The 6457-nt window shown below is 75.0% G+C and carries 6 protein-coding genes; 5 read left to right on the top strand and 1 reads right to left on the bottom strand.

Annotated elements, in window-relative coordinates:
* The 5 genes from AB0E14_RS01890 to AB0E14_RS01870 form a co-directional block, all read left to right on the top strand.
* A partial coding sequence (locus AB0E14_RS01890; protein WP_362410294.1) for an amidase family protein occupies positions 1-825 on the top strand: 825 nt, incomplete at its 5' end.
* A 97-nt stretch (positions 826-922) separates the two neighbouring features.
* A complete protein-coding gene (locus AB0E14_RS01885; protein ID WP_362410357.1) occupies positions 923-1759 on the top strand; it encodes an inositol monophosphatase family protein in 837 nt (278 codons plus the stop codon).
* A gap of 75 nt (positions 1760-1834) precedes the next feature.
* Positions 1835-3247 (top strand): NAD(P)/FAD-dependent oxidoreductase, encoded by a 1413-nt coding sequence (locus tag AB0E14_RS01880; RefSeq protein ID WP_362410291.1) that lies wholly within the window; start codon positions 1835-1837, stop codon positions 3245-3247.
* A 25-nt stretch (positions 3248-3272) separates the two neighbouring features.
* Positions 3273-3791 (top strand): O-acetyl-ADP-ribose deacetylase, encoded by a 519-nt coding sequence (locus tag AB0E14_RS01875; protein WP_362410288.1) that lies wholly within the window; start codon positions 3273-3275, stop codon positions 3789-3791.
* 123 nt (positions 3792-3914) lie between these two features.
* A complete protein-coding gene (locus AB0E14_RS01870) occupies positions 3915-5432 on the top strand; it encodes an SDR family oxidoreductase (RefSeq protein ID WP_362410285.1) in 1518 nt (505 codons plus the stop codon).
* Between the two features lie 43 nt (positions 5433-5475).
* Here the strand turns inward: AB0E14_RS01870 and AB0E14_RS01865 are convergent, their stop codons facing one another.
* On the bottom strand, positions 5476-6456 hold the full coding sequence (locus AB0E14_RS01865; RefSeq protein WP_362410282.1) for a MerR family transcriptional regulator: 981 nt from the start codon (positions 6454-6456) through the stop codon (positions 5476-5478).
* Position 6457 lies beyond the last annotated feature (1 nt).

Raw genomic sequence — 6457 nt, 5'->3', positions numbered from 1 at the left:
AACTACTACCGCTCCCATCAAACAAAGTCACCGGCCGCGCCGCCCCCGCCGGGGGCCGCCCCCCCGCGCGCCCCCCCGGGGGGGGGGGGCCCCCCCCCCCCCCCCCGCTTCCAGCCCACCGTCGTCGACGCCTCGGCCGCGGCGCGCAGAGAACCCGGCCGGCTGCGGATCGCGCTCGCCTGGCGGGCGCCGTTCACCGCCACGTACAACCCCCTCGACCGCGCCGTACGGAGCGCCGTCGCCGATCTCGCCGACGCGCTCACCGGTCTCGGCCACACCGTCGAGGAGGCGCGCCCCCGCTACGGGCTCATCGGGCTGAGCTTCCTGCCGCGCGCGACCGCGGGGATCGCCGAGTACGCCGACCGGCACCCTCAGCCGGAACTGCTCGATCCGCGCACCCGCAGCGCCGCGGGAAGTGGTCGCAGGCTCGCCGGCCGGGCCCTGCGCGCGGCCCGCGCCCGCGAGTCCCGCCAGCACCGCAGGGTCGGCGCGCTCTTCGACACGTACGACGTGCTGCTCGCGCCGACGACGGCCGTTCCCCCGCCCCGTATCGGCACCTTCGACGCCATGCCGGCCTGGCGCACGGACCTGACGATGGCCTCCGCCTGCCCGTACGCATGGCCCTGGAACGTCCTCGGCTGGCCGGGCGTCAACGTACCCGCCGGGTTCACCCCCGAGGGCCTTCCCGTCGGCGCCCAGCTCCTCGGGCCCGCGGGCAGCGAGCCGCTCCTCGTCTCGCTCGCGGCCCAACTGGAGGACGACCGGAAATGGTTCGCCCACCGCCCGCCCGAGCCGGACCGGATGCGGCCCGACCCTAAGGGGTGAAACCGTCCGAAAGGTACTCCGCGGGGAAACAGAGGGTTACGAAGGCGGCGCTTCGGGTGTCAGACCGTCGTGCTTAGCTGGACACATGACTGGACGCATGACCGAAGAGTTCCTCGAGCACGTCCTCGCCGGTGGTACGACCGAGGTGGAGGAGGCCGTCCGCAAGGCGGCCGCCGCCGAGATCACGCCGCGCTTCCGGCAGCTGGACGCGCACGAGATCGACCAGAAGAACGGGCCGCACGACCTCGTGACGGTCGCCGACCGGGCCGCGGAGGCCCACCTCACCGCGTCCCTCACGGCACTGCTTCCCGGCTCGGTGGTCGTCGGTGAGGAGGCCGTCCACGCCGACCCGACGGTGTACGAGGCCATCCAGGGCGACGCCCCGGTGTGGATCGTGGACCCCGTCGACGGCACCCGCCAGTTCGTGCGCGGCGAGTCCGGATTCTGCACGCTCGTGGCCCTCGCGGTCCGCGGCGAGGTGCTCGCCTCCTGGACCTACGCCCCGGTGCTCGACGAGATGGCGATCGCCGTGCGCGGGCGCGGCGCCACGCTCAACGGCGCGCCGATACGGTCCGGTTCGCCCGCCGCCGGCGCGGCCCTGCGGGTCGCCACCTCCCACCCCGACTACACCACCGACGACCAGAAGGCCGCCCTGCTCGGCCTGCGCGTCGAGGGTGTCGGCCCGCGTCCCTGCGGCTCCGCCGGACTCGAGTACCTGGCCGTGGCCCGGGGCGACCTCGACGCCACCGCCTTCTCGTGGGAGTACGCCTGGGACCACGCCGCAGGACTACTCCTGGTCGCCGAGGCGGGCGGCGCGGACACCACCGTCGCGGGCGAGCCGTTCCGGATCACCGGTGGCAACGCGCTGCCCTTCACCGCGGCGCGCGACCAGGCCACCGCCGAGCGGATCCGGACACTGCTCCAGGGGCGGTGATCCGCGCCGACGCGCCGGAATATCCTGGGAGTCTTGGCCATCGGCTGACTGACGAAGGAGTCCAAGGTGCCGTCGATGCTCGATGCCGTCGTCGTGGGGGCGGGACCCAACGGACTGACCGCCGCGGTGGAACTCGCCCGACGCGGCTTCTCCGTCGCCGTGTTCGAAGCCAAGCCCACCGTCGGGGGCGGTGCGCGCACGGAGGAGCTGACCCTCCCCGGCTTCCGCCACGACCCCTGTTCCGCCGTACACCCGCTCGGGATCGGCTCGCCCGTCTTCAACACCATGCCGCTCGACCGGTACGGCCTGGAGTGGCTGCACGCGCGGCTGCCGATGGCGCACCCGTGGGACGACGGCACCGCCGCCGTGCTCTCCCGCTCCGTCGCCGAGACCGCCGCCTCCCTCGGGCCGCGCGACGCCGGCACCTACCGCCGCCTGGTCGCCCCGTACCTCGGCAAGTGGTCCACCCTGACAAGGGACTTCATGTCCCTGCCGCTCACCGCGCTGCCCAGGGACCCGGTCACCCTCGCCCGGTTCGGGCTCGACGGGCTGCGGCCCTCGACCTGGCTCACCCGCCGCTTCCAGGACGAGAAGGCGCGCGCCCTCTTCTCCGGCCTCGTCGGCCATGTCATCGCCCCGCTCGACGGCTTCGCCACCTCGGCGGTCGGGCTCGTCTTCGCGCTCGCCGCGCACGAGCACGGCTGGCCGCTGCCCCGGGGCGGCTCCCAGTCGATCTCGGACGCCCTCGCCGCGTACCTGAAGGACCTGGGCGGCGCGGTCCACACCGACTACGAGGTCAAGCGGCTCGACGACCTGCCGCCGGCCCGCGCGTACGTCTTCGACACCTCGCCCACCGCCCTCGCCCGGATCGCCGGTTTCGGCGGGTACTACGACCACTACCGGTACGGCGCCGCCGCCTTCAAGATCGACTACGCCCTGGACGGCCCCGTGCCCTGGACGGCCGAGGAGGCCCGTGCGGCCGGGACCGTCCAGATCGGGCCCACCAGCGGAGAGATCGGCACCGCGCTGCGCCAGGCCTCCTCCGGCACGGCGCCCCGGACGCCGTTCCTCATCACCGCCCAGCCCAGCCTCGTCGACCCCGGCCGCGCCCCCGAGGGCAAGCACGTCTTCTGGGCGTACGGCCATGTGCCGAACGGCTGGGAGGGCGATCTCACGGACGCCATCGAGCGCCAGATCGAGCGCTTCGCGCCCGGCTTCCGCGACCGCGTCCTGGCCCGCGCCACGGCGGGCCCGGCGGAGCTCGCCGTCCGCAACGCCAACTACGTGGGCGGCGACATCGCCTGCGGCGCGGCGCGCGGACTGCAGCTGCTGCTGCGCCCCAAGCTGTCGCTCTTCCCGTACGCGACCCCCCACCCGGCCGTGTTCCTCTGCTCCTCGGCGACCCCGCCCGGTCCTGGCGTGCACGGCATGTCCGGGCACAACGCGGCGAAGGCGGTCTGGCGCAGGCTCCGGGCGACAGGGCGATGACGCGGCGCCGGGTGATGATGGTCGTATGACCACAGGCCCGGCCATCGCCCTCGTCCTCGGGGACATCACCGCGCAGCACGCGGACGCCATCGTGAACGCCGCGAACTCCTCCCTCCTCGGCGGAGGCGGCGTCGACGGCGCGATCCACCGCAAGGGCGGCCCCGAGATCCTGGCGGAGTGCCGCGCCCTCCGGGCGGGCGACTACGGCAAGGGCCTCCGCACCGGCCAGGCCGTCGCCACCACGGCGGGCCGGCTCGACGCGCGGTGGGTGATCCACACCGTCGGCCCCGTCTGGTCCCGCGACGAGGACCGCTCGGAGCAGCTCGCCTCCTGCTACCGCGAGTCGCTCCGCGTGGCGGACGAACTCGGCGCGCGCACCGTCGCCTTCCCGGCGATCTCGACCGGGATCTACGGCTGGCCCCTGGACGACGGCGCCCGCATCGCGGTCGAGACGGTACGGAGCACGGAGACCTCCGTCGAGGAGGTCAGGTTCGTCCTCTTCGACGAGACGGCGTACCGGGAGTTCGCGATCCAGACCCGCTGACCGCCCCGCCCGCCGCGCGGATGCGACGGCCGCGCATCCGGCGAGGCGGCTCCGGGCGAACTCTGTGTGGCGTTCCGTCCGGGACATGACGGTCCCGGACCCGACGGAAAGGGGTGGCCGCCCATGAAGTGCCTGGTCACCGGCGCCGGTGGCTACATCGGCGGCCGGCTCGTGCCCGAACTGCTCGACGCGGGGCACACCGTCCGCTGTCTGGCCCGCACCCCCGCCCACCTCCGCGACCACCCGTGGGCGGACCGCGTCGACGTGGTGCGGGGCGACGTCAGGGACGCCGACAGCCTGCGGCCCGCGCTGCGCGACGTGGACGTCGCCTACTACCTCGTGCACTCGATGACCTCCGGGCGGGACTTCGAGGAGACGGACCGCCTCGCCGCCCGTACCTTCGCGACCGAGGCCCGGGCCGCCGGGGTCCGCAGGATCGTGTACCTCGGGGGCCTCACCCCCGCCGGAATCCCGGTCGACGAGCTGTCCCCCCACCTGCGCTCCCGGGCCGAGGTCGGCAGGATCCTGCTCGCGTCCGGGGTGCCGACGACCGTCCTGCGGGCGGCCGTCGTCGTGGGTTCCGGCTCCGCCTCCTTCGAGATGCTGCGCTACCTCACCGAACGCCTCCCCGTCATGGTGACCCCCAGCTGGGTCAGCACCCGGGTCCAGCCCATCGCCGTCCGGGACGTCCTGCGCTACCTCGTCGGCAGCGCCCTGATGCCGGCCGACGTCAACCGCGCCTTCGACATCGGCGGTCCCGACGTCCTCACCTACCGGCAGATGATGGAGCGGTACGCCCAGGTCGCGCGGCTGCCCCGCCGGCTGATCCTGCCCGTGCCCATGCTGACCCCCCGGCTGTCCAGCCACTGGATCGGGCTCGTCACCCCGGTACCCGCCGCGCTCGCCCGCCCCCTCGCCGAATCGCTCAAGTACGAGGTCGTGTGCGCCGAGCACGACATCGCCCGCCACGTCCCCGACCCGCCGGGCACGCCCCTGCCCTTCGACCGCGCACTGGCCCTCGCCCTCCAGCGGGTGCGCGACGCCCAGGTCGTCACCCGCTGGTCCTCGGCCGCGCTGCCGGGCGCCCCCAGCGACCCGCTGCCCACGGACCCCGACTGGGCGGGCGGCAGCCTGTACACCGACGAACGGGAACGGGAGGTCGAGGCCCGCCCCGAGGCGCTGTGGCGGGTCATCGAGGGGATCGGCGGCCAGAACGGCTGGTACTCCTTCCCGCTCGGCTGGGCCGTACGCGGCTGGCTCGACCGCTTCGTCGGCGGGGCCGGGCTGCGCCGCGGTCGGCGCGACGCCGCCTCGCTGCGCGTCGGGGACGCCCTGGACTTCTGGCGCGTGGAGGAGATCGAGCGGGGAAGCATGCTCAGACTCCGGGCGGAGATGCGGTTGCCGGGCAAGGCCTGGCTGGAGATGTACGCGGAGCGGGACGGCGACGGCCGGTCCCGGTACCGGCAGCGCGCCCTCTTCCATCCGCGGGGTCTCGCCGGGCAGCTCTACTGGTGGAGCGTCGCCCCGTTCCACGCGGTCGTGTTCGGCGGCATGGCCCGCAGGATCGCCCGTGCGGCCGAGGACGGCGCCGAGCGGGCCGACGCGAAGGCCGCCGGGGAGGCCGTCGCACGGCGGAGGTAGCGCTCCCGTGGCGTCCTCGAGCGACGCACGAACGACGCGTGCGTCACGGCCGGTCGGGGAGGAGCGGCAGGTCCGTGTAGCGGTGGGTGAGGACGTCGAGCGCCTCGCGCAGGCCGGTCGGGCGGAGCATGCCCGGCGCGGGCGCCCTGCCCGCCCAGCCGGGACCGGCGAGGAGCACCAGCGGGCGCGTCCGGGCGCCTCTGACCCCGAACGAGGTGTCCGCGACGTGCCGGGCCAGGGCGTGCGCGGCGGTGGAGCGGGACTGGGACCAGAGGACCACGGCCAGCGGGCCGAGCCGTCCGACGGCAGAGCCGAGCGCCTCGGCGGGCACGGAGGCGCCGAACATCCGGGTGGGCAGGGCCCGTTCGGTCAGACCCGCCGTCAGGGCCTCCAGGGGGAGGGTGTGCTGTTCGCCGGGGACGCACGCCAGCAGGACCGGTGGGGCGTCGGCGCGGTGCGGAGGCGCGGTGTCCGCCGTCCGGCGCAGGGCCGTGGAGATGTGCCAGGACAGCAGGTGCTCGACCTCGACGTACCGGTCGCCCGACGACTCCCACTTGCGGCCGACCGCGTGCAGCGTGGGCCCCATGACCTCCTCCCAGGAGGTGACGAGCCCGTGCGTGGCCAGCAGGCCGCGCAGCAGCGTGTCCATGGCCGGGCTGTCGAGACGCACCGCGGCCCGGGCCAGGCCCCGGAACTCCTGGCGCACGTCGGCCAGCGGCAGCCCGTTGCCGGACCCCGGGGCCCGGGTGGGCGCCGGTGTCGTCGCGGCGGGCTCGGCCGCAGGGGAGCCGGTGCCCGTCCGGGCCAGCCGGGCGGCCTCCGCGGGGGGTACCCCGGACGTGGTGAGGCGGCACATCGCCTCCAGCACGGCCACGTCGGCCGGTGTCCAGCGCCGGTGCCGGCCGTTCTCGCGCGCGGCGGGACCGATGCCGTACCGCTGGTCCCAGGACCGGAGCGTGGTCGGGGAGACGCCCAGGCGCCGCGCGACGGCCCCTGTCGTGATGCCGGTCGTGCCGTCTCCCATG

It is taken from the genome of Streptomyces sp. NPDC047981 (genome assembly GCF_040653315.1).
Lineage (GTDB): Bacteria > Actinomycetota > Actinomycetes > Streptomycetales > Streptomycetaceae > Streptomyces.
Note: the sequence above shows the minus strand (reverse complement) of the source record. Positions and strands in the feature narration are given on the sequence as shown.

Bases quoted from the DNA above. Each gene is read 5' to 3' on its own strand.
- AB0E14_RS01885 (WP_362410357.1), top strand. From the start codon at position 923: ATGACCGAAGAGTTCCTCGAGCACGTCCTCGCCGGTGGTACGACCGAG.
- AB0E14_RS01880 (WP_362410291.1), top strand. From the start codon at position 1,835: ATGCTCGATGCCGTCGTCGTGGGGGCGGGACCCAACGGACTGACCGCC.
- AB0E14_RS01875 (WP_362410288.1), top strand. From the start codon at position 3,273: ATGACCACAGGCCCGGCCATCGCCCTCGTCCTCGGGGACATCACCGCG.
- AB0E14_RS01870 (WP_362410285.1), top strand. From the start codon at position 3,915: ATGAAGTGCCTGGTCACCGGCGCCGGTGGCTACATCGGCGGCCGGCTC.
- AB0E14_RS01865 (WP_362410282.1), bottom strand. From the start codon at position 6,456: ATGGGAGACGGCACGACCGGCATCACGACAGGGGCCGTCGCGCGGCGC.